Source organism: Bacillus cereus group sp. MYBK15-3, from assembly GCF_051916765.1.
Classification (GTDB): domain Bacteria; phylum Bacillota; class Bacilli; order Bacillales; family Bacillaceae_G; genus Bacillus_A; species Bacillus_A cereus.
Map to the genome: position 1 here is coordinate 132889 of NZ_JBQAHG010000007.1, position 22138 is coordinate 155026.

Below are 22138 nucleotides of genomic sequence, written 5' to 3' on the forward strand. Positions count from 1 at the left end.
TGTTCCATCTAAAATACATCCCTTTGTAATATTTCTTAGGAAAAAGAGTTTTATGCAAAAAAAACTATATATAGAAAAAGGTGGTGTATTTGTCAAAGCAGAAAAGAGTTAATGTAGATTTCCTACAAATAATAGAGGTGGAGAATTTACATTCATAACGGTAGAGGAAGTGGCAGTAGATGAAAGAGTATATAGCGTTTGATATTGGCGGTACGCAAATTAAGTATGGCATTATTTCAGAAGCAGGGAGAGTATTAAAGCGTAAAACAGTTGCAACAGAAATTCATTTAGGCGGAGAACAAATTATTCAAAAACTCATTCTTTTATCAAAAAAATTAATGAATGAACATACTATTGCCGGAATTGGTATTAGCACTGCGGGAATTGTTGATATTAATAAGGGAATTGTGACGGGAGGCGCGGATCATATTCCGGGATATAGTACTATTCCTATTATTGATAGATTGCAAGAGATATTAAAAGTTCCAGTATCGATTGACAATGATGTGAATTGTGCAGCGTTTGGAGAAAAGTGGAATGGTAGTGTAAGAGAGAAAGAGAACTTTATTATGCTCACCATTGGAACAGGAGTTGGGGGAGCAATTTTTATAGATGGAGAATTGTACCGAGGACATTCATTTAGTGCTGGTGAATGGGGGAATATGCTAATAGAAGGAAAAACGTTTGAAGAGGTTGCTTCGATTTCAGGATTAATTCGGCTTGTAAGAAAATATAAAGGCAAAGGCGAGTGGAATGGGAGAACAATTTTTGAGTTGTATGATAAAGGAGATAGAGAAGTTGCTCAAGCAGTTGGGATCTTCTTTAAACATTTGGCAATCGGAATTAGTAATCTTGCTTATATTTTTAATCCAGAAACGATTATTATTGGTGGAGGAATTACCGATAGAGGAAATGAGTTTTTAAAAGAAGTAAAAGAAGAAATTAGTAAATACTTAAATCAAGAGATTTATAATAATTGTGAGATTGAACTTGCACAAAACGGTAATTGTGCAGGAATGATTGGTGCTATTTACCACTTCTTACATCATCATAAGTAAATTATATGAATGTTTTCATATAACTGAGAATTTATCCTTTTTATCGCTAGGTAAATAATGCTACAATATAAGAGAAGAATACAATATTTTCCGATTTGGAAAATGCTTTGTAGAAAGGGAGAAACTTCATGCCTATTATTTTAGAAAAAGGTCAAAAGATCGATTTAACGAAAGGACAACCAAAAGTAGCAAAACTACAGGTTGGCTTAGGCTGGGATCCAATTGGGCAATCAGGTGGATTTCTGTCTTCATTATTTGGAAGTAAACCAAATGTAGATTGTGATGCATCTGTTGTTATGTTAGAAGGAGATCGTTTTTTAAACAAAAATGATTTAGTTTACTTCGGAAATAAACTTTCTACTTGTGGTAGTATTATTCATTCAGGAGATAATTTAACAGGTGAAGGCGCTGGTGATGACGAAACAATTTTCGTAGAATTACATAAAGTTCCGAGCCGTATTAATCGTTTAGTATTCGTTGTAAATATTTATGACTGTGTAAATCGTCGTCAAGATTTCGGGATGATTCGTAATGCATATATTCGTATTCAAAACCCGCAAACTGGTGAAGAATTAGCACGCTATAATTTATCGGATAATTATGCTGGCAAAACGACTCTAATTGCAGGTGAAATGTATCGTCACGGAAGTGAATGGAAGTTTTCAGCAGTTGGAGAAGGCACGCAAGATAAAAACTTAAGTGAGATTGTATCACGTTATCAATAAAATAACCGAGGAGGAATTGTATATGGCATCAATTTCATTGAAAAAGGGACAAAAGGTAGACTTAACAAAAACGAATCCAGGTCTTTCGAAAGTTCTTGTAGGACTTGGTTGGGACACGAATCGTTATGACGGACAAAACGATTTCGACTTAGATGTTAGTATTTTCTTAGTAGGTGCGAATGGTAAAGTTTCAGGAGCTGAAGATTTCGTTTTCTATAATAATCCAAAAGGTGCGAATGGTGCTGTAGAGCATTTAGGAGATAACCGCACTGGTGAAGGTGAAGGCGATGACGAAGCGATTAAAGTAGATTTGAAAAATGTTCCTGCTCACATCGAACGTATTTGTTTCACAATTACAATTTATGATGGAGAAGGCCGTAGCCAAAACTTCGGACAAGTTTCTAATTCTTTCGTACGTATTCTCGACGAAGAAAAGAATGCAGAATTAATTCGTTACGATTTAGGAGAAGATTTCTCTATTGAAACAGCCGTAGTAGTAGGTGAATTATATCGTCATGCAGGTGACTGGAAATTCAATGCAATCGGAAGTGGATTCCAAGGTGGATTAGCGTCTCTATGTAATAACTTTGGTTTAGATGTAGAGTAATAGATTTGATTTGTATATCCATCGGTGAAATGTATGTTTACTGATGGATATATTTTTAAAGATAAAAATATAGAGGTGAATATAGATGGTTATTCAATTACAAAAAGGCCAGAAAATCGATTTAGGTAAGACAAGCCCTGGTTTAACAAAAGCAGTAATTGGTCTTGGATGGGATATTAAATCTTATGACGGCGGAGCCGATTTCGATTTAGATGCATCTGCCTTTTTATTAGATGCAAACGGAAAATGTACGAAGGAAACTGATTTTATCTTCTATAATAATTTACAGTCTCCTTGTGGATCTGTTTTACATACAGGAGATAACCGTACAGGTGAAGGTGAAGGTGACGATGAGCAACTTGTTGTAGATTTGAAGAAAGTTCCAGCAGATGTGCACAGAATTGCTATTACAGTTACGATTTATGATGCGGAAGGCCGTAGTCAAAACTTTGGACAAGTAGGAAATGCGTTTGTTCGTTTAGCGAATGAAGAGACGAATGAAGAAGTTCTTCGTTTTGATTTAGGGGAAGATTTCTCCATCGAAACAGCAGTTGTCTTTTGTGAATTATACCGTCATAATGGACAGTGGAAGTTTAATGCAGTAGGAAGTGGATTCCAAGGTGGTTTAGGTGCGCTTGTAAGAGCGTATGGCTTGGATGCATAGAAAGGAAACGATATTCGTTTCCTTTTTTTGACCTTTCTATAAATCTAGCAAAGAATAGGGGATAAAGGTAAGATGAGTATTTTGCAAGGAATCCTTGATACGTATGCTCAGTTTTTCGACTTGGACATGTGGATTAAAGTGTTGCAAGATCCAGTATCTTGGGGATTAATTGGTACACTTGTTGTACTTGAAGGGTTGTTATCTGCTGATAACGCACTTGTGTTAGCAGTAATGGTAAAACACCTTCCTGAAGAGAAACGTAAAAAAGCATTATTCTATGGACTTATTGGAGCTTATATATTCCGCTTTATTGCAATTGGAATTGGAATGTTCTTAATTAAATTATGGTGGGTAAAACTTCTTGGTGCACTTTACCTTGCTTGGTTATCAGTAAAATACTTTATTGATAAGCGTAAAGGTGCAGGTGAAGAAGAGGAAGCTCATGGTATGAACCAAAACAGTATTTTCTTCAGAATGTTCGGTGTCTTCTGGGGAACAGTTGCAATGGTCGAATTAATGGATATCGCATTCTCTGTAGATAGTGTACTTGCTGCATTTGGTGTATCTAATGAAGTTTGGATTTTATTATTAGGCGGAATGCTAGGTATTTTAATGATGCGTGGTATTGCCGGTGTATTCTTGAAATTGTTAGAGCGTATTCCAGAGCTTGAAACGACAGCATACATTTTAATCTTAATTATTGCATCGAAAATGTTACTGTCTTTAATCGAGATTGAGATTAGTCATACACTATTCTTTATTATTTTAGTTGTAGCATTTGGAGCAACATTTATAATTCACTACATGAAGAATTCTGGACAAGCTAAAGAAGAAGTTGCAGCTACTAAAGAAGACAATAAATAATTGAAATGGGTTTGCTCGTTTTGTGAGCGCCCATTTTTTATAACCAAAAATAGTTTATAATAGAAGAAGGACTTAGAAAAAACGTAAATGTTTTTGGAGGTGAACTGTTGTGTTTTCACGTTTTACACTTCAACCATATGCATTAAAAGATGAATCAGATTTAAAGCAATTTGAAACGCTTTTAGAAAAACGTCCACAATATGAACTGACAGAGAATGAGATGAAATTTAGTTATATAGCATGTCGAATCCTTGGCGTTCCTAATGATGTAGATGAATATTTTAATGAACTGTTTGATTATAGTGAAGCGAAAGGAATCGAAGTTTTACACGAACAAAATTTAAACAAAGTGATTGATTCGGAAAAGCTTCGTCATATTCAAGAAGTGTTCGGATTACATCAAGAAGCACCAAATGGTCTGACAGTAAATAGGTTAGTTGCACACTTATCTGGGAAACAACTTTTACCGAAAGTAGACAATCCTGATTTACAGCATTACATACATACGACGTTTATTTCACTATTGAAATTATATGAGAAACAACATAATCAGTCTTTAAAGACAGAAGGCTTCCGTCGTTTCTTAATCGACATAATTAAACTAAGCGAAAATTACGTAGCGAAGTGGTTCTCTACAATTAACTATAAGAAACAAATGCCGCGTATCGTTTGGTATGGTGATGCACAGGAAAGCCGTATATATTTCTTATACTTTCTTATTATGCTCGGTTGTGATGTGCTTTATTATCATCCAGAAGGAAAAGATGGATTTGAGAATGTCGATGAAGAGGGAAGGACCTTTATTGTGTCTCATCCAGGCCGTATTTCTCTTGAACCATTTCCAGATCGCCGCCGCGAGCGTGTGGCAACAGTAGCGTATCAAGCTTCAAAAGAAATTGAGCAAGTACTTCACCACGATAATTCACTGCTGTACAAGCCGTGGCAATTCCGTTCCTATACGCCTGTAGCTCGTACACTAAAAACAACATATGATGAACTCTTTTTAATTACGAAAGAAAAGGCGTTTGTACGTCCGACATTCTTTGTTGAAAATAAACACATTTATATCCCTTCTTTATTTGCGAAAATATCAGGTGTTTCAAAGAATGATAAAGAGTATTTTCAACGATTAAAGGCTGTTACATCATTTGATAATAGTTTATTAATTAATACATTCCCGTTTACGAAAGAACAAAAAGCAAATTTCCAATATCATTACCGAGATGCATTAGACCGTGGGGGGAAATTACATCCTGATTTAATTATGAATAGCCATTGGTGGCCGCATAAGCGTTTACCGGAAGGTTTACAACATGGGATTGCAGAAGCGATTATCCATACGTGTGAAAGTGAAATGTGCAAACCAATTGCGAAAGAGACGAAACAAGATGTAGCGCTATATGTTTTCGCGCAACTTTCTCAAATACCACCGAATATTTTAGAACAGCTTGAGAAATTTGATTATTCACAAGATGTACCGAAAATTGTTATATTTAATAATGAGAAGAGTGGAGAGTTAACTCGTTCTGATGCTGTTTTATTACTATTTTTAAATCAAATTGGAGTAGATGTATTCCATTTCAATCCAACGGGAAGAAACGATATTGAACCGTATATTGAAGCGGGGGCATTTGATTCCCATTGGCTTGAAGAGGTTAATTTCGATCTTGAGTTTCATGGTTCATCAGCTTATAAAAATTTATCACAAACAATAAAAGGACTATTTCGTCCATTTTTATAAGGAAAGGGAGAATACTATATGAATAACCCAGTCGTACTAGATCCGAAAACAGAATTAAATGAGCAAACAGCACAAGATGTTCGCTTACAACTTAGAAAAGATGCGGATGTACAACGTATTTATAATGCGGTAGATATTAAAGATCAATTAGAATTAATTGAACTTGGAAAAGAACCTTCTATGGAAATTTCACGTTTTGCTGATCAAATTTTACATACAATGTCATTATCAAAGATAGAAGATTCTGGTGAATTATTAAAACAGCTTGGTAAAATTATGGACAGATTTGATAGCAAAGACTTTGCGGAAGAGAAAAGTGGTTTCTTCTCACGTATGTTCAAAAAAGCGGATAAAATGATAGAACAAATTTTTAGCAAGTATCAAACGATGGGCCGTGAAATTGATAAAGTATATGTGGAAATTACGAAGTACCAAGATGAGATGAAAAAATCAATTGGTACGTTAGATGGCTTGTATGAGCAAAACTTAAAATATTATTTAGACTTAGAGAAGTACGTAGTAGCAGGAGAAATGCTATTAGAGCGTTTAAATACAGAATTAGTTCCGATGTATGAAGAGCGTGTGCGTAATAATGATCAATTAGCAGGTATTGAATTAGAGTCGCTTAAAAACTCTGTTGAAATTTTAGAGCAACGTATTGATGATTTAGAAAAAGCACGTATGGTTGCGTTACTTACAGCACCACAAATTCGTATGATTCAACGTGGTAATAATAAATTAATTGGTAAAATTAATACAGCATTTATTACAACGATTCCTATTTTTAAAAATGGTATCATTCAAGCGGTAAATGCGAAGCGTCAAAAGCTTGTTGCAGATTCTATGGCTGAACTGGATCGCCGTACAAATGAATTACTTAAGAAAAATGCACAAAATATCGCAACGCAAAGTGTAGAAGTAGCAAGATTATCAGGTTCTTCTAGTATTAAGATGGAAACGCTTGAGGAAACTTGGAACATTATTTCAAGAGGTATGCAAGAAACACAACAAATTGAAGAGCAAAACAAACGTGAGCGTGAAGAAAGCCGCAAACGTATGGCTACATTAACTGAGAACATTAAAAAAGAATTACAAGGGTAAATGAAAAGGCAATGAGGACTATTCCTCATTGCCTTTTAGTTTCTCTTCACTAATTTAATAATCTCATTCACAACAAGTGGAATGATACTTAATAAGAGAACAAATCCCCAATCTCGCATCGTTAATGCATGTACACCGAATATATTTGCAAGAGGTGGGATAGAGATGATACAAACTTGCATTAAAATACCGATAAGAAGAGAGAAGACTAAATATTTATTTGTAAATACCCCAATTGAAAAAATGGATTTCGTTCTTGAACGCAAGTTAAATGAATGAACGAGCTGAGAAAAACTAAGAACGACAAATGCCATCGTTTGAGCGTGTAATAGAGCATCTTCATCAATTCGCTCTGGGAAAAGAGGGAATAAATTTGTATCTCCAGTATAGAATTTTGCTCCGGCGATAAAAGCTATTAGCGTTAAAAGTCCAATGATAACTCCATTGAAAATCAGGAAAGGAACGCTGCCACTAAATAAGCTTTCTTTCGCATGTCGTGGTTTTTCCTTCATCACATCTGGATCTTCAGGATCAACCCCAAGTGATAATGCAGGCAGTGTATCTGTAATTAAATTCACCCACAAAATATGAATAGGTCGTAGTGGTGTTGCCCAGCCGAGTAAAATCGCTAAAAATAAAGCGATAATTTCTCCGAAGTTACAAGAGAGTAGAAAGAGAATTGATTTTTTTATGTTACGATAAATATTTCTACCTTCTTCAACGGCTTTCACAATAGATGAGAAATTATCATCTGTTAACACGACATCTGCTGCCCCTTTTGCAACGTCTGTTCCTGTAATGCCCATCGCTACGCCAACATCTGCTTGTTTTAAAGATGGAGCGTCATTGACGCCATCACCAGTCATAGAAACGATATTTCCTTTCGCGCGTAATGCCTTTACAATTTTCACTTTATGCTCTGGAGAGACCCTCGCGAATACATTCAAGTGATTAATTTTGCTTGCTAGCTCTGTATCTGAAATGTTATCTAATTCAGTTCCAATCATAATTTCAGATATTTCTTCAGCAATACCAAGTTCTTTGGCAATCGCAAAGGCGGTATCTTTATGATCTCCAGTAATCATAACTGTGCGAATACCGGCTTTTTTACATTCTGTAATGGAATCTTTTACTTCAGTTCGCGGTGGATCAATCATACCGACAAGACCAATAAAGATGAGGTTTTCTTCGAGATGATCTATATCCACATTGCTTGAATTGTATTGTTTAAATGCGAATGAAAGCACTCTTAAAGCTTCTCGAGACATTGCCCCAGCAGCTTCTAATATTTGATTTTTATCAGCCTCTGTTAGATCCTCTATTTTACCGTTTTTAAATATGTGGGTACATCTAGGTAAGAGCTTATCGATAGCGCCTTTCGTCATGCTATAGTAGCTTTCATCGTATGTATGCACGGTTGACATCATTTTACGATCTGAATCGAAAGGTACTTCGTTAACACGTTCATGTATTTTTTCTAAATAATCTTTTTGCATGTTAAAAGTGGTTCCAGCAACGAGAAGTGCAATTTCAGTCGGGTCTCCCGTTTGTGATTCTTTATTATAAGACGCATCATTACATAGCACCATATTTTCTAACAATAGACGTTGCGCATCATTATTTACATTTAAACTTTCTAAGCGATCGTATGTGTTATCACTATAAAAGTGAGTAACGGTCATTTTATTTTGCGTTAACGTACCTGTTTTATCTGAACAAATAATTGTGACAGAACCGAGGGCTTCAACAGCTGGTAGTTTGCGAATGATAACGTTTTGTTTAATCATACGTTGCACACCAATTGCAAGAACGATGGAAACGATAGCTGGCAAGCCTTCTGGAATAGCTGCAACGGCTAAACTAATAGCAGTCATAAACATTTCTAACGTATCCCGGCCTTGTAAAAAACCGATGAGGAACATAATGATACAAATAGCTACAGCGACAAAGCCTAAATATTTTCCGACTTGTGCTAAGCTTTTTTGAAGTGGTGTCATATCATCGTCTGCTTCATGTAAAAGGGTAGCAATCTTACCAATTTGTGAGTTCATTCCAGTTTCAACAGCAACACCGACGCCTCTTCCGTATGTTACAAGAGTAGACATAAAGGCCATGTTTTTTTGATCGCCGAGTGGTACTTGTTCATCACTTTGCATGGAAGGGTGGTAGATTGCCTCTTTATCAACAGGGACAGATTCACCAGTTAGAGCAGATTCTTCAACTTTTAAATTTGCGGTTTCAATAAGGCGTAAATCGCATGGGATATATCGTCCGGCATCGAGCATAACGATATCCCCTGGAACGACGTGTTCAGATGGAATTTCTTTTAGTTCACCATGTCTCTTGACGATAGCTTTAGGTGTTGCCATCTTTTTTAGTGCCTCTAAAGCTTGTTCTGCTTTAGATTCTTGGACAACACCGATAACAGCATTTAAAACTACAACAAGCGCGATAATACTGGCATCCGCCCATTCACCTACAAAGGCAGAAATAAGGGCAGCAATAATAAGGACATATACGAGGACGTCATTAATTTGGGCGAAAATACGCTGCCATAAAGTGCGTTTTTGTTTTGTAGCTAATTCATTAGAACCGTATTGCTTTAAACGTTCACTTACAATTTCATCTGTTAAACCGTGTTGTTCGTTTGTTTCTAGGTCAATTAATGTTTGATCTTTCGTCTTACTGTACCAATTGCTCATAAGTAAGCACCTCCAGTAAAAACAGTTAGCAATGGTAGTGTTGCTATTATTTGTGAGTAGTATGTATGGAGAAAAAATCTAAGATGAGGTTCTACTTCTATTGTACAATATTTTACAGTTGGTTGAGGGAAAGAGATGAGTTGTCATGAATTTGTTGGAAATAAAAAAGAGCCTCATATAAGAGAGGCTTTTTTACTTTTTAATTAATGTACCTAATTCTTCTGTAATAGCTTGCATTTCACTAATGCTGAATGTTTCACGTTTCATAACATGATCATAAATGTCACGTAAATCTTCGTACATTTCTTCGTTAAAACTAGCAGCTCTCATCGCTCCAGCATTAACCATACGTAATTTTTCTTTAATAGCTTCGACCATATATTCAACGTTTTCTTCTGACTTTACGGATAAATCCACCGAAGTGTCCCCCTTTAAAATAACATAAGGCTATCTTAACATTTTTTATCATTTTCGTTAATGAATCTTTTCAATCCCATTAAATTAGTAGGGATTTCCTTTATATTTAATAATTGGTTGTTTATACTATAAGTATATATTAAGAAATGCACCAAGAAGGGAAGAAACAAAAGTATGGTTCAAGTATTGTTTGTTTGTCTTGGGAACATTTGCCGTTCTCCGATGGCAGAAGCGATTTTTCGAAATCTTGTCGTAAAAGAGGGACTTGAAGAGAAAATTGTCATTGATTCTGCAGGAACTGGAGATTGGCATGTTGGCCATCCGCCACATAAAGGAACACAAAAAATTTTAAAAGAAAATGCAGTCACTTTTGAAGGAATTAAAGCAAGGCAAGTAGAAAAAGAAGACTTAACAAAGTTTGATTATATTATTGCCATGGACAACAAGAATATAGCAGATTTAAAAAGTTTAGGTAAAACTGGAGGCTATATTGGTAGGCTGTCCGACTTTGTTCCAGACGGTGGCTGGACAGACGTTCCTGACCCTTACTATACAGGGAATTTCCAAGAAGTATATGACCTTGTAACAGAAGGGTGTGCAAAGCTATTAGCTTTCATTCGAAATGAACAAGGAATATGAGGAAGCTTAGAAAGAAATACTTTCTAACATAAGAAATGAAAGGGTGAAGGAATATGGCAAAGAAAAATAATATTGCTCGAAACATTGCGATTGGTGTAGCGGCAGGTGTAGCTGTATCCATGTTAAAGAAAGAAAACCGTGAAAAAGTAAAAAATACAGCAGAAAAAGCAAAAACAAAGATGATTGAAATTGGTGAAAATGCAAAGATCAAAGAAAAAGTGCAAACTGTTACAGATAAAGGACGCGAACTTGCTGATTTCAATGTGGTAAAAGCGAAAGTAGCAGAAATTAAAAAATTAACGCCATCTGTTGTAGAGACGTTAAAAGAAACGAAAGAAATTTTTAGTAAGAAAAAAGTTGAGCCAGAAGAAAAGCCAGAAACGATTGAAATTCAAGCTGTATCTCCAAAGGTAGATGAGCTGAAAGCAGAAGAAGAGCCAGTAGTTGCTGAAGATGGTGGTATGAAAGAAGCGCGTGAATTATTTATGAAAGACTCAAATGCAGTGGAAAAAAAAACTGAAGCGTACATTGAGTTAAAGCAAGATAAAGAAGAGAAGAAAAGCGTTTAAACATATATGAGAAAAATTTTAGAAAAGGTGAGAAGAAATCGTACTTATTCGTTTGGTAAAGATTTATATGACCGGACGATGCGCGATGATGTAGCGGGCTTGGCAGCACAGCTCGCTTATTTCTTCTTGCTTGCAATTTTTCCTGGGCTCGTTTTCTTAATTACGCTTCTTGGATTTATTCCCATTCAAACAGAGGATGTGCTTAGTTTATTAGAGGTTTATGTACCAGATGATGCAATGAACTTAATTGAGGTAAATGTAGATAAAGTTGTAAACCAGCAAAATGGTGGTTTATTATCATTTGGTTTATTATCCATGTTATGGTTTGCCTCAAATGGTGTTAATGCGGTTATGAATGCTTTTAACCGCGCTTATGACGTGAAGGAAACACGTTCTTTTATTACAACAAGAGCGTTATCAATTGTGTTTACATTAGCCATTATTTTTATGATTGTCTTTGCGTTAATTGTTCCGGTATTCGGACAAGTTATTGGAGCAGCAGTGTTTAAAGCACTCGGTTTATCAGATAGTTTTTCTTTCGTGTGGAGCATTACACGATTAGTAGCGAGTTTCTTCGTGCTATTTGCTTTGTTTAGTTTCTTATATACATTTGCCCCAGATCGAAAGTTAAAAAGAAGAGAAGTTATTTCAGGGGCGTTATTTGCTACTGTAGGATGGATTGTGGTATCGTACTCATTTGCTTATTATGTAGATAAGTTTGCGAATTACGCCAATACATATGGTGGTCTCGGTGGTATCATTATTTTAATGTTATGGTTTTACTTAACTGGATGGGTAATTTTACTTGGCGGTGAAATTAATGGTTTACTCCACCATTATAGAACCGGTGACAATAATTCCCGTAATGAATAATGAGCTCTTGTTCCATAATAAAAAGGAACAGGGGGGATATTTCATGAGTAATAATAAAAAGAACCATAACAATAAAAGTAATAATAAACAAAAGAGCAGTTCGCATCCAAAGCATAAAACGAGTAGCAGTGCGAACGGTCATAATAGCTATCATTAAAAAAAACGGGTCCTCTATGAGGGACCCGTTTTATTTGCTGCCTTTTAATAATCGTAAGCCATTCAAAATGACAAGAATCGTACTTCCTTCATGGCCAATAACACCGAATGGAAGAGCTAAAAATTGCAAGAAGTTTGAACAAATTAGCATGGCAATAACGGCTAGCGAAAAGATTACGTTTTGCTTCACAATACGGTTCATTCGTTTTGATAAACGAATTGCTTGGGAAAGACGAGATAGTTCGTTCTTCATCAGTACAACATCCGCAGTTTCTAAAGCTACATCTGTTCCTTCTCCCATTGCGACACCAATGCTAGCAGTAGCTAGTGCAGGTGCATCATTTATACCGTCTCCGACCATTGCTACTGTACCGTATTTTTCTTTTAACTTTTTAATCGTTTCAACTTTTGTTTCTGGTAAACATGATGCGTAATATTCCTTTATATTACTTTCAGAGGCAATTGCTTTTGCCGTTTCTTCATTATCTCCAGTAATCATAATTGCTTCGACACCAATGCTTTGTAATTCACGAATAGCAGCTATTGTTTCTTGGCGAAGCGTATCTTTTAAAGCGATAAGTCCAAGAATGCCTCCCTCATCACTAATATAAACGACAGTTTTACCTTCCTTTTCAAGTGAGGCAGAAATACCATTATGAAATGTTTTTGTTTCTTCACCGATAAAATCAGCTTTACCTATTTTATAAGCGTTGTTTTCGAATATTCCTTTTAGCCCAAAACCAGTTACATCTTCAACCTTTTCAGGTTTTTTTAATGTAATGTCGTACGCATGTTGTGCATATTTAACAATAGATTCAGCCAAAGGATGTGTAGAGTGACTTTCAATGGATGCTGTAATAGAAAGTACTTCTTTTTCTGTTATATTTTCTCGAACATATACATCTGTTACGGTAGGTTTACCTTCCGTTAATGTACCTGTTTTATCAAAGGCGATTGCTCTTACTGAAGCGAGGCGTTCTAAATGTATGCCACCTTTAAAGAGAATTCCATTTCTTGCTCCGTTAGAAATTGCAGATAACGTTGCTGGTGTAATGGCAGCAACGAGTGCACAAGGAGATGCGACTACAAGTAAGATCATAGCGCGATAAAACGTTTCATTCCAGCTCCAGTCAAGTAAGAAATGAGGAACGAACATCATAAGCGCAACAACGAGTAGTACACCTTTTACGTATGTTCCTTCAAACTTTTCGATGAATAGTTGTGATGGTGATTTTTCACTTTGTGCACTTTGGACGAGACGGATAATCTTTTGGAATAATGTTTGATCGCTCGGCTTCGTAATTTTAATTTCGATAGCACCACGTAAATTTACAGTACCTGCAAATACTTCATCGCCATGTCTTTTCTCATTTGGAATAGGTTCTCCCGTGATTGCTGCTTCATCGATATTTGTTTCACCGTTATGAATCGTACCGTCAGCAGGAACACGTTCACCTGGTTTAATTAAAATAATGTCGTTAATTTGTAACTCTCCAACAGGAACACGTTCCTCAGTTCCGTTGGAAATGCGTAATGCTTCTTCGGGTTGTAAGTCAAGAAGAGCGGAAATTTCTTTTTGGCTCTTACTTAATGTATAAGATTCCATAGCACCGCTGAGCGCGAAGATAAAGATTAAGATAGCCCCTTCTGCCCAGTAGCCAATAATTGCAGCACCAATAGCTGCAAAGAGCATTAGCATTTCAACATTTAGCTCTTTTTCTTCAATCGTATCTTCAATGCCTTCTTTCGCTTTTGCATATCCACCAACTATATAAGCAAGGATATAGCAAGTAATACCTACATTCATTACATCGTTCTTTGTGAATAACCAGCCAACTAAAATAAAAATACCAGATGCTACTGCAAATACAAGTTCATAATGTTTTTTTAATGTGTCCCATAAAGAGGGATGGGAAATTGTTTCTTTTGACTGTAACGTTTTTACTTCTGAGTTCATTACTACCCGCTCCTTCCGCATTCTTATTGAGAAAAATAATCAAAATCGAAACCCCTATAAAACGACGAAAGCTGCCATCCATAATGGATAGCAGCATTTCTGTTGAATCTGTTTTTAATAGTTCTTATGTTGTAATTATTCTATAGTATATCATATGTTTTTATGAGATGGTACGGTTTTGTTTCAAGTATAAACGGAAAACTTGTGTTTTCGCAACTCCTCTGGTATATATGAATATTGTTCATAAAAAGGTCGGAAAGGAAGACAACAAGTGAAGACAGAGAAAATTTTTACCCATCCGATTGGCGTATTTATTGCTGCAATAGTAGCAACTTTTTTATGGGGAAGCGCATTTCCTTTTATTAAATTAAGTTATGTTGAACTTGGAATTCAACCACAAGAAGTTGGAGAGCAAATATTATTTGCCGGTTATCGTTTCTTTTTATCTGGAGTCATGCTCTTATTATTCTTTAAAGTGTTAGGAAAAGATATGAGCTTCAAAAAAGGAACAGGGAAACAGTTAATACAAATTGGTTTATTCCAAACGTTTCTTCAATATATCTGTTTTTACATTGGAATGAGTTATAGTTCAGGAATTGAAGGAGCTATCATTTCAGGAACATCATCATTCTTTCAAATTTTACTCGCCCATTTTTTATATAAAGATGATGCTCTCAATATGAGAAAATTAATTGGGGTATCTATTGGTTTTTGTGGCGTCATTTTAGTAAATGTGCCGAGTGATGGTAGCTTATCATTTCATTTTGGGATCGGAAGCTTATTACTTCTTAGTGCAGCAATGCTGTATTCATATGGAAACATATTAGCAAAAGAAGGTAGTAAAACATTAGATATTGGTTATATGACAGCATACCAAATGATTTTTGGTTCTATAGGATTATTATGTATAGGGGCTTTACAAGTTGGAGTCATGCCATTTACATTTAGTCTACATGCACTACTTATGCTAATTTATTTATCTTTCTTATCTGCAGCTGGTTTTTACATTTGGAATACAATTATGAAGTATAACAAGGTTGGAAAAGTATCTATGTATATGTTCTTTATACCCGTATTTGGTGTGTTATTATCGAGCATGATTTTAGGTGAAGCAATTCATTCATTTGTGCTACTCGGTTTAGCATGTGTAGCCGCGGGAATCATTGTGGTAAATAGGACACCAGCTAAGCAAAAAATGGAGCAAGAAAAACAAGTAGCATAGAGAGCAGAAAAGCGATTACAATGGAAGAACAGTACTGTTCTTCTTTTTTTATAGAAAAAGGATAATAGACTAAGTGTAACGAAAAAAGATACAAAAAGCATTTATTGAGGAGAAAATATTATGAATCTACTTTATGTGGTGTTAATTGGGCAAATATTTCTTTTTTTTATTGGTGCAATTTATGCAATGGGGCAGACAAAAAGAACGAAAGATAATATGCCGTTACCTTTAGCAATTCGTCTTATTCTTAGTTTTTCTTTAACAGGTAGTGCAATTTGCATATGGTTACAAGATCCATCTGTAGAGTATAGTACGTGGGTTGCACTTGGTATGACTTTATCGACTGTGGGAGATTTGTTTATGGCTGGGCTGATTCCAATTGGTCATCGATTAATTGGAGGGATGGTTACTTTCGCTCTTGCTCATTGTTTTTATGTAAAAGCATTTTTGCAAACAGGAATTTCATGGAATGGTTTTTGGATTGGCTTACTCGTATATGGGCTCTTTCTAATTGTAGGATGGTTCTTCTTTATCCGAAATGATAAGCAGGATAAGTTGTTTACGATAGGAGCTCTAATTTACGGATTGTGGGTTGGAGGAATGGCTTGCTTTGCATTCGCCTTATATTATGAAAATACAGGGATATGGTGGATACCAGCGTTTGGTGGCTTACTGTTTGTAATTTCTGATTTCATTATTGGCGTGACAGATATCGGAGGGCGTAAATTGAAGTATGAGCCACTTTGGATTTGGTTTACATATGTAGCTGCTCAAATGTGTATTATATATGTGGGATTATAAAAAGATACTCTCAAAAATAGTGGATAGACTATTTTGAGAGTATCTTTTTTGCTTGTTAATTTGATCAGTATTTTTATTTTAAAATTTCTAATATTATAATTTTATAATTCAGAATTTTGTAGAAAATCATCGGTCGTATTATTTATAATAAAAGTAAAAAGATGATGAGTTGGTGAAATGATGCAAAAGAAAAAACGTTGGCGTGAATTCTTTGGAACTATTGCAATTGCATGTTTATTGGTGTTTTTGGCGAAAATTTTTGTGTTTTTTCCGACGACTGTAAAAGGAGCATCTATGAGGCCAACGTTGCAAGATGGAGATAAGGTGATTGTTAATAAGTTAGCAAAACAATTTGAAAGCTATGGGAGAGAAGATATTATTGTTGTGAAAACAGATAATTTTTATGTCAAAAGAGTGATTGGATTGCCTGGAGATATAATTGAGATGAGAAATGATCAATTATATGTAAATTATGAAGTGAAAGATGAAGAGTATTTGGATAGTAATAAAAAACAAGCAGAAAAAAAACTTATGAATTTAACAGAGGACTTTGGACCGATTACAGTTCCTGAAAATAAGATTTTTGTTATGGGAGATAATCGCTTAATAAGTAAAGATAGTAGAAATGGTTTAGGTTTTATTGATAGAGAAGATGTGTTAGGAAAGTTAGCAGGCATTTATTATCCGTTTGAACATATGAAAATAATAAAGTAAAAAAAACCAAGCAAATTTTAGTTTGCTTGGTTTTTTTGTTAAACAATAGGAGATTCGTTTGATACAAAGATATCTTCATGTTTCTTTGTAGTACTTAAAACAAATTTATGTTGTAGTAATTGTAGTTTAAATAACGCCAAAGGATCATGATATGTTTCTGGATTGCTTCTTAGCGTCGCTAATGTTTGCTCGTCTTCCTGTATCTCAAGTTGAGCTGCATCTACATTTTGTTTCAATATATTAAGTGGATCTTTGAAGAACATCATGATATCACGTTCTAATGCACCTTCAAATACTTCAAATTGAAGGAAGAATTGTTTGGAAATTGTGTGAGCAATTTCTGTATAGTCTTCTGTTTCAATATATTGTTTATATTTGTTGGCGAGCATAGATTGGTTTTTTTGCATATTACCAAATAATTTTCCGGCACTTTTTAAGAAAAACTGTGTCGGTGTAAAGCGTAATAAAATATTGATGTTCGTTACTGTAATTCGATTTGTCATTCGTGCAACATCTCGATTCCAATCATCTAATAATTTGAAATCGCAAGGAAGTTTCATACGTTCTTCTTTATATAATTTATTAAACGTTTCACTCATTTCATCTAAATAAGCTTGAGCTTGAATAAATTCATTATGTGCGGTTTCAATCCATTCTTGAATAGACCCAGTAAATTTAGGAAGAAGTACCTGTTGTACATGCTTTTGAACACGTTCATTCATTGCAGCATTTAATTCTTCATGAACTAGTTTGAAATCACTATCTTCTTGAACAAGATCAGAGCAACTCTGTAATAATTCAGGAATTTGAGAATGTATATCTCGTGTAATTTCTTCTTTCGTTAAAAGATAGGATTCGGTAATAGAGCGAATTTTATCTTTTTCAAGAGCAGTAAGGTTATTAATAAATCCGGTAAGTTTCACTGAGATGTGTTTATTCCAGCGTACGGATTTTACTAATGTATTTTCTAATTCCACACGTTCATTTATGAGATAAGCAATTGTCTTTTGTGTAAACCATATTAGCTTTTCTATACGTTCTTTTTCTATATCGCGTTTTGCAAGAGTAGAGAGAATAGATTCTGTTACATCTCCAAGTTGCTGGCTACTCTCTTGCGAAGGAGAGTATGGGAAGAATTGTGCATCTGGAAAATGTACTTTAAGTTTACTAATTAGTTTTTCATTAGTAGTCGTATTATTTGTGTGTAATACGAAGTGAATTTGTAAGTTTGGTACTTGTTCACGTAAATAAATTAATGTATCAATTTCTTTACTATGCAATGGTGAAGAAGAATTTAATACGTAAACAAGACTATCTGCTGCTTGTAAGTATTCAAAGTATGCATTGTTTTTATCCAATTGCTCTTGAATGGATGGTGTAAGAAGAAATGTAAACTTATTTTTTCTTAAAAACCTACTTGGTAGCTTAATTTCTATACATTTTTTCTCAATTTCTGACTGAGCAGATGTAGCCGTTATTTGATGGAATTCATCAAGGTTAGGGATATTTCGTATATCTAACTCGGTAAATTCTGTTATTTCAGTTTGACTAGCGTCTTTAAATAGAATAGGAGTTGTTAAAGTTTCAGTTAAGATGTTCTCTCCCAATATTGAATTAACAAATGATGTTTTATCATGGTCACTAGTTCCAGCTATTAGTAGTGGTGTGACATTTAAATCACATAGTTCATGGACTAGTAGCGTAAATTGATGACTTAAATCTACATCATTTTTCTCAGCCCATACAGCGATTGTTTCGAATAAATGAGAAACTGTTTCCATATTTACATCTGCTTCAGCTGATGTATTAGAAAGTAAGGATCCAGCACTTTTTACAAGTAATGATTCTAAAGTTGTAGGTGAGACTTCATTCCATGCTAACACTGCTGCAGAGACAACTAGAGAATCTTTTGCTTTCGTTAAACTAAACCAATTTGTTAATAAATTTGGTACAAGTCCGTTTAATTCATGCATAAAATGATTTCCGGTAATTAATGCAAAGTATGTTTCTTGATAGCGAGTAGAAATTTCATTCCAATCGTCATTATTGTCTGTTTCAATATGCAAGAATAAATGATTAATACTTTGAATCCAAGGAAGGTATAAGGATTCATGTTGATAGCTATTCCAAAGAGCAATAACAAGTTCTTTAAATTGAGCTTGATCAACAGCATATAGAGCTTTTAAAGACTCATAGAAATATTCAGGCTTAATATTTTTTGTAAATCCTTTGTTTATGTAATTTATTAACGTATCAAACCAGTGTAAAGATTGTGTTCGAATACCTTCTTGAACAGCTAGTTCGATAGCGTTGTTCCAATCTTCTTGTTTTTCATAGAAAGAACGTGCAATTGCAGTAATATTTGGATAATCCGGTTGGAATGCAACAGCTTCACTAATCGTCTTAAAAGCGAGTCCTAAACGATCTTGTTCGATATAAAGAGAAAGAAGTTGTAAGGAAACCTCCATCGTAAGAGTTGTATCTTCCGTTTGAATAGATTGATAAATTTCTTCTGCCTTTGGTAAGAATCCTAGTTCAAAATAAGCATCTGCAATATTTTTTGTCGCCCAAAGTGCAAGAGCATTATTTACTTTTTCCCATTTAAATATAGCTGCTTCAAAATCTTTATTTTGATAATAAAATTCACCTTGAGCAAATCGAATATTAGAAATGTTGGAGAATTCATTTTTAGATTCATTTATATATGCTTCACCGAGTACTTCGGATGCAGGAGTAGAAGTTTCTTCTGTTAAAAATGTTTTATAGTAAACTTTTTGAATAAATTGATTTTCAATGGTCATGTTCGTTCCCCCCTGTATAATTTAGAAAAATGATGTCGTATGTAAAAGGGTGTATGTTCTTTTAATAGGTAGAAGTTGCATTATATAGACCAAACTATGTTTTTGCTAGATATATCATTTTTCTTGAGAGTTAAACCGTTGCGAAAAGTAACTTTCCTTTATTGTAACAAAAAAACACGCATATGAATTTTTATTTTTTATCGGGTTATTTGCGGGCAGTAAGAATCTAATCTCAAAATTGTTGAATGTAAGTAAGTTATGTGGGAGTCGGGATGTCTGTAGAAGCAAGATTGGCATAGGTTAATAATTAGTAGAGGATGAACAAAACTCCCACTGATTAAAGTTTCACTTTATCTCTGTTAAAGGAAAGAATAGAAGTAGAGTTCATTATAAAAACAATGTATAGTGAATATGTATACCATGTTTGCCTTAAAGATAGAAAGGGTACAATGTGGAATAACGATCGTGCATAGGATGTGTCTTCCGAATGGAACAACATATTGGCGAGTTAATCGCGCATTATGGCTATTTTGGAATTGTTATAGCTTTGGCTGGTGGGATTGTCGGATTACCGATACCAGACGAGTTTTTATTGACCTTTGTTGGTTATAATGTTTCAAAAGGAGTTATGTCAGGAACTGCTGCTTTTTTAAGTGGGATGGCTGGTGCGATGTTAGGGATCACGTTAAGCTACATATTAGGTTTAAAACTTGGGCTCCCTGTTTTAAAGAAATATGGGCCGAAAATTAGAATTAAAGAACATCACATTGAAAAAACACATATTTTATTTGAAAAATATGGGCCATTTCTTTTAATGATTGGTTATTTTATACCGGGAGTACGTCATTTAACGGCATATTTTGCTGGGGTATCAAATTTGACACTTTGGCGTTTTTGTTTGTACGCTTACGGTGGTGCGCTCATTTGGATAAGTGTTTTTATTGGGCTTGGCTGGAAGTTAGGCGAGAAGTGGCGCTTCGTTGAGTATAGTTTACATCATTATGGAATATGGATTTTATTAATTTCAGCAGTTGTTACATGTGTTGTATGGTTGTACATAAAGAAAAAGAAAAACCGCTAATAGCGGTTTTTTAGCTGAAAGCAATAAATAATACACCAGCTGTAATAAAGACTACACCAACACCGGTCATAAAGTTTAACTTTTCACCGAGGATAATCATAGCGAGAATGATAGAAAATACGACGCTTAATTTATCGACAGGAGCTACTTGTGAAACCTTTCCTGTTTTGAGGGCAAGAAAATAAAATAGCCATGACGAAGCACCTGCAACCCCACTTAATGTGATAAATAGCAGTGCTTTTTTATTTAGCAGTACGTCGCCGATATTTTGAAATTTACCTTGTATGATAATAACGCCTATCATAAATAATGCCATAATAATAGATCGAATTGTTGTTGCAACGTTTGCATCGATGCCGTCTAAACCAAACTTTCCAAAAATAGATACAAGGGCAGCAGCAATTGCTGATAATAGTGCAAATAAGAGCCACGAACTCATAGTAAAATTCCTCCAATCTTACAGTATTATACATGAAAATGATTCTCATGTATAAAGTTGAAGCAATTGAGCTTTATAGAAAGCGCGACTTCAACTTAACTTCTTGCTCCACCTGAATTTTAAGGTGGGAGTTTTACTGCCTGTAAATAGTGGGCTAAATAACGAAATAATCCCCACCTTATATTTTTAATAAGGTGGGGATTATTATACTACTCTGCAATTTCCTCATATAAAAAGTACGTTACATTATAAATATGTTCTACTTCATCGTCTGTCATAAACAATAATTCGTCACGCTCAATCCCTTTTTTCTTTTCAATAAATTCAATCATATTTTTGCGTTCTTCTCTCTTCATCAATTTTATTTCTCCTCTCAATCTGTTTTAATACAGTTTATTTAAGTTACTGCTATTATATAACAGAATCTTTGGAAAGTTCCACCTATTTTATTATTTTTTTTAAAAGAACTTTTCGACAAAACAAGCCCACCTAAGGGGGGGCTTGTTTTATTTTATAGTCGTAAAAACTCAGGCTCCGTCGTACCCGCACCATCAATGTAATAAATTGTGTCGGGATTGATTTTGATCAATACGTAATTAGGGTCTTCAGGACCGAGTAACCAACGTTTTAAGCTATTATTCCAAAACTTGTTTTTTAATGTTGAGTCTTCCTCGATTGAAGCTAACCCTTCAACTTCAATATAATCTTCATCTAATTTTTTTCCTTCTCGTCCGAGTAGTACATGGACATTAGGATTTTGTTCAATATCTGTTATCTTTTTTGATTGTCGATCTGTTGCAACATATAGTACAAAATCTTCATGGAAAAACATCATAAAGGCGCTATGAGGTTTCTCATTTCGTACTGTAGATAATACACCGGTACGTTGACCTTGAATAATAGTTGCGATTTTTTCTTTTAAGTGCATAATTTTAACCCCTTTTCACAATTTATAATTCTGTCTGTTTAAACAAGATAATTTAAATATCTTTCATACTGTTTTCTTC

21 protein-coding genes are annotated in these 22138 nt (G+C 34.8%); 14 read left to right on the forward strand and 7 right to left on the reverse strand.

Features of this window, described 5'->3' with window-relative positions; all coding sequences use genetic code 11:
• Positions 1–179 precede the first annotated feature (179 nt).
• The 7 genes from ACTFR8_RS25280 (at position 180) to ACTFR8_RS25310 (ending at position 6760) form a co-directional block, all read left to right on the forward strand.
• Complete coding sequence (locus tag ACTFR8_RS25280; protein WP_000666106.1) at positions 180–1058, forward strand: ROK family protein; 879 nt, start codon at positions 180–182, stop codon at positions 1056–1058.
• 128 nt (positions 1059–1186) lie between these two features.
• Positions 1187–1783: a TerD family protein gene (locus tag ACTFR8_RS25285; RefSeq protein WP_001121586.1), complete on the forward strand. Its 597-nt coding sequence runs from the start codon at positions 1187–1189 to the stop codon at positions 1781–1783.
• A gap of 22 nt (positions 1784–1805) precedes the next feature.
• Entirely contained in the window at positions 1806–2390 is a 585-nt protein-coding gene (locus tag ACTFR8_RS25290; RefSeq protein ID WP_000146726.1) for a TerD family protein, read from the forward strand.
• An 85-nt stretch (positions 2391–2475) separates the two neighbouring features.
• Positions 2476–3054: a TerD family protein gene (locus ACTFR8_RS25295; protein WP_000236642.1), complete on the forward strand. Its 579-nt coding sequence runs from the start codon at positions 2476–2478 to the stop codon at positions 3052–3054.
• Positions 3055–3126: 72 nt separating this feature from the next.
• Positions 3127–3918, forward strand: coding sequence for a TerC family protein (locus ACTFR8_RS25300; protein ID WP_000025688.1), 792 nt, complete (start codon positions 3127–3129; stop codon positions 3916–3918).
• Positions 3919–4027: 109 nt separating this feature from the next.
• Entirely contained in the window at positions 4028–5659 is a 1632-nt protein-coding gene (locus tag ACTFR8_RS25305) for a YceG family protein (RefSeq protein ID WP_000492867.1), read from the forward strand.
• Positions 5660–5677: 18 nt separating this feature from the next.
• Positions 5678–6760, forward strand: a complete 1083-nt coding sequence (locus ACTFR8_RS25310) for a toxic anion resistance protein (RefSeq protein WP_001064405.1) — start codon at positions 5678–5680, stop codon at positions 6758–6760.
• 35 nt (positions 6761–6795) lie between these two features.
• Here the strand turns inward: ACTFR8_RS25310 and ACTFR8_RS25315 are convergent, their stop codons facing one another.
• Positions 6796–9462 carry a cation-translocating P-type ATPase gene (locus ACTFR8_RS25315; protein ID WP_000073694.1) on the reverse strand — a complete coding sequence of 889 codons (2667 nt, stop codon included), beginning with the start codon at positions 9460–9462 and terminating at the stop codon, positions 6796–6798.
• A 192-nt stretch (positions 9463–9654) separates the two neighbouring features.
• Positions 9655–9879: a DUF1128 domain-containing protein gene (locus tag ACTFR8_RS25320; protein WP_000366196.1), complete on the reverse strand. Its 225-nt coding sequence runs from the start codon at positions 9877–9879 to the stop codon at positions 9655–9657.
• A gap of 174 nt (positions 9880–10053) precedes the next feature.
• Here ACTFR8_RS25320 and ACTFR8_RS25325 point away from each other — a divergent pair, with 174 nt between their 5' ends.
• Genes ACTFR8_RS25325 through ACTFR8_RS25335 form a run of 3 tightly spaced genes read left to right on the forward strand, consistent with a single transcriptional unit; the run spans position 10054 to position 11960 of the window.
• Complete coding sequence (locus ACTFR8_RS25325) at positions 10054–10518, forward strand: low molecular weight protein-tyrosine-phosphatase (RefSeq protein WP_000250916.1); 465 nt, start codon at positions 10054–10056, stop codon at positions 10516–10518.
• A gap of 53 nt (positions 10519–10571) precedes the next feature.
• Complete coding sequence (locus tag ACTFR8_RS25330; protein WP_001085388.1) at positions 10572–11087, forward strand: DUF4075 domain-containing protein; 516 nt, start codon at positions 10572–10574, stop codon at positions 11085–11087.
• A gap of 6 nt (positions 11088–11093) precedes the next feature.
• Positions 11094–11960 (forward strand): YihY/virulence factor BrkB family protein, encoded by an 867-nt coding sequence (locus ACTFR8_RS25335; RefSeq protein WP_001226536.1) that lies wholly within the window; start codon positions 11094–11096, stop codon positions 11958–11960.
• Positions 11961–12147: 187 nt separating this feature from the next.
• Here ACTFR8_RS25335 and ACTFR8_RS25340 read toward each other — a convergent pair whose 3' ends face one another.
• Complete coding sequence (locus ACTFR8_RS25340) at positions 12148–14073, reverse strand: heavy metal translocating P-type ATPase (protein ID WP_001083772.1); 1926 nt, start codon at positions 14071–14073, stop codon at positions 12148–12150.
• Positions 14074–14344: 271 nt separating this feature from the next.
• On the opposite strand from ACTFR8_RS25340, the gene ACTFR8_RS25345 reads away from it, so the two are divergent.
• From ACTFR8_RS25345 to lepB, 3 genes are all read left to right on the forward strand, one after another.
• On the forward strand, positions 14345–15295 hold the full coding sequence (locus tag ACTFR8_RS25345) for a DMT family transporter (protein WP_000845728.1): 951 nt from the start codon (positions 14345–14347) through the stop codon (positions 15293–15295).
• A gap of 120 nt (positions 15296–15415) precedes the next feature.
• The gene (locus ACTFR8_RS25350; protein WP_001051070.1) at positions 15416–16096 is read left to right on the forward strand and encodes a lysoplasmalogenase; all 681 of its coding nucleotides are present in this window, start codon (positions 15416–15418) and stop codon (positions 16094–16096) included.
• A gap of 177 nt (positions 16097–16273) precedes the next feature.
• Positions 16274–16810, forward strand: coding sequence for a signal peptidase I (lepB, locus tag ACTFR8_RS25355; RefSeq protein WP_044584100.1), 537 nt, complete (start codon positions 16274–16276; stop codon positions 16808–16810).
• Positions 16811–16848: 38 nt separating this feature from the next.
• Here lepB and ACTFR8_RS25360 read toward each other — a convergent pair whose 3' ends face one another.
• Positions 16849–19611, reverse strand: coding sequence for a tetratricopeptide repeat protein (locus ACTFR8_RS25360; RefSeq protein ID WP_030022792.1), 2763 nt, complete (start codon positions 19609–19611; stop codon positions 16849–16851).
• A gap of 487 nt (positions 19612–20098) precedes the next feature.
• On the opposite strand from ACTFR8_RS25360, the gene ACTFR8_RS25365 reads away from it, so the two are divergent.
• Positions 20099–20692: a DedA family protein gene (locus ACTFR8_RS25365; RefSeq protein ID WP_000434878.1), complete on the forward strand. Its 594-nt coding sequence runs from the start codon at positions 20099–20101 to the stop codon at positions 20690–20692.
• Positions 20693–20702: 10 nt separating this feature from the next.
• Here the strand turns inward: ACTFR8_RS25365 and ACTFR8_RS25370 are convergent, their stop codons facing one another.
• The 3 genes from ACTFR8_RS25370 to ACTFR8_RS25380 all read right to left on the reverse strand — a co-directional run bounded on the left by ACTFR8_RS25370 (position 20703) and on the right by ACTFR8_RS25380 (position 22059).
• On the reverse strand, positions 20703–21131 hold the full coding sequence (locus tag ACTFR8_RS25370; RefSeq protein WP_000100296.1) for an EamA family transporter: 429 nt from the start codon (positions 21129–21131) through the stop codon (positions 20703–20705).
• Positions 21132–21340: 209 nt separating this feature from the next.
• Positions 21341–21487, reverse strand: coding sequence for a BH0509 family protein (locus ACTFR8_RS25375; RefSeq protein WP_000817786.1), 147 nt, complete (start codon positions 21485–21487; stop codon positions 21341–21343).
• Positions 21488–21642: 155 nt separating this feature from the next.
• Positions 21643–22059 (reverse strand): pyridoxamine 5'-phosphate oxidase family protein, encoded by a 417-nt coding sequence (locus tag ACTFR8_RS25380; protein ID WP_000550220.1) that lies wholly within the window; start codon positions 22057–22059, stop codon positions 21643–21645.
• Between the last annotated feature and the right edge of the window lie 79 nt (positions 22060–22138).